Genomic DNA, 1,492 nt, shown 5'->3' with positions numbered 1-1,492 from the left:
GCCGGTGAAGGCGTTGTTGACCCAGACGTCGACCGGGCCGAACGTCTCCTCGATCCGGTCGGCGGCCTCCGTGACCGCCCGGTGGTCGGCGACGTCCACGCTCAGCGCCAGCGCGTCGCCGCCGCGTTCGCGCACGTCCGCGGCGGCCGCGTCCAGTCCCTTGCGGCCGCGGGCCAGCAGCGCGACGCAGGCGCCGCGGGACGCGAACGCCCGGGCGGTGGCCCGGCCCACGCCGCCGCTCGCCCCGGTCACCACCACGACGGAGGGCTTGTTTCTCTTCATCACCGCCGCCGGGTACCCGCGTCGCCCCGGGATAAACGGGGTACACGTCGCGCATGCGAAGCAAGTTGAGTGCATGGGACCGGTCCGTCTTCCAGCGGGTCGCCGAGCGTCACTGGCCCGGCGGCGACCGCGTGCTGCCCGCTCTGTCGCGCAGCGCCAACCACGGGGTGCTGTGGTTCGCGGTGGCGGCGGGGGCCGCGGTGGCCGGCAGAAGGCCCGCGCGGCGCGCCGCCCTGCGCGGAGTGGCGTCGCTGGCCGTCGCGTCCGCAACGGTCAACACCATCGGCAAACGGTCGGTGCGGCGCGTCCGCCCGCTGCGGGACGCCGTGCCGCTGGTGCGCCAACTGAGCCGGCAGCCGTTCACCACGTCCTTCCCCTCCGGGCACTCGGCGTCGGCGGTCGCCTTCACCACCGGCGTCATGCTGGAGAACCGCTCGTGGGGTCTGGCCCTGGCACCGCTGGCGGCCGCCGTGTGCTTCTCCCGCGTCTACACCGGCGTCCACTATCCGGGGGACGTGGTGGCCGGGGCGCTGCTCGGCGCCGGGGCGGCCTTCGCCGTGCGCGGCGTGGCCCCCACCCGTTCCCAGCTCGCTCCCCCGGCCCGGCCCCGCGCCGACGCCCCGGCGCTGCCCGGCGGCCGGGGCCTGGTGGTGGTCGCCAACAGCGGCTCCGGGCAGCGCGCCGCGGCCGCCCCCCGGCCGGATCCGGTGGAGCTCCTCCGCTCGGCCCTGCCGCACGCGGAGATCGTGTCGTGGGGCGGGGACGCCGACGCACCGCAACGGCCGCTGACCGCGGCCCTGGAGGAGGCGGCGGCCCGCGCGGCCGAGCTGGGCGGCGCACTGGGGGTGCACGGCGGGGACGGCACGGTCAACGCGGCGGCGGGCGCCGCCCTGCGGCACGGCCTGCCGCTGGCCGTCCTGCCCGGCGGCACCCACAACCACTTCGCCTACGACCTGGGCATCGAGTCCGTCGCCGACGCCTGCCGGGCCATGGAGGCCGGGGAGGCGGTGGCGGTGGACGTGACGCGGTTCGGCCGGGGCGACTGCTTCCTCAACACCTTCAGCCTCGGCGCCTACCCCGAGCTGGTGCGGGTCCGCGAGCGCTGGGCGCCACGGATCGGCGCCTGGCCGGCCGGGCTGCTCGCCGCGGTCCGCATCCTGCGCACGGCCCGGCCGGTCCGGCTGCGCGTGAACGGCCGTGAGCGGCGGCT

The 1,492-nt window shown here is 77.6% G+C and carries 2 protein-coding genes; one reads left to right on the top strand and one right to left on the bottom strand.

The annotated features are described in order from the left end of the window. Nucleotides 1–282 (bottom strand): SDR family NAD(P)-dependent oxidoreductase (locus LE181_RS31795; RefSeq protein WP_225665085.1); only part of this gene is annotated, 282 nt, incomplete at its 3' end. A 53-nt stretch (nt 283–335) separates the two neighbouring features. On the opposite strand from LE181_RS31795, the gene LE181_RS31790 reads away from it, so the two are divergent. After that, nucleotides 336–1,492, top strand: a 1,157-nt coding sequence (locus LE181_RS31790) for a bifunctional phosphatase PAP2/diacylglycerol kinase family protein (RefSeq protein WP_225665084.1), incomplete at its 3' end; no start/stop codon positions are given.

Origin of the sequence: Streptomyces sichuanensis (assembly GCF_020328095.1) — a bacterium.
Lineage (GTDB): Bacteria > Actinomycetota > Actinomycetes > Streptomycetales > Streptomycetaceae > Streptomyces > Streptomyces cinnamoneus.
The sequence above is the reverse complement of the archived record's forward strand: the minus strand, read 5'-3'. Positions and strand labels throughout refer to the sequence as shown.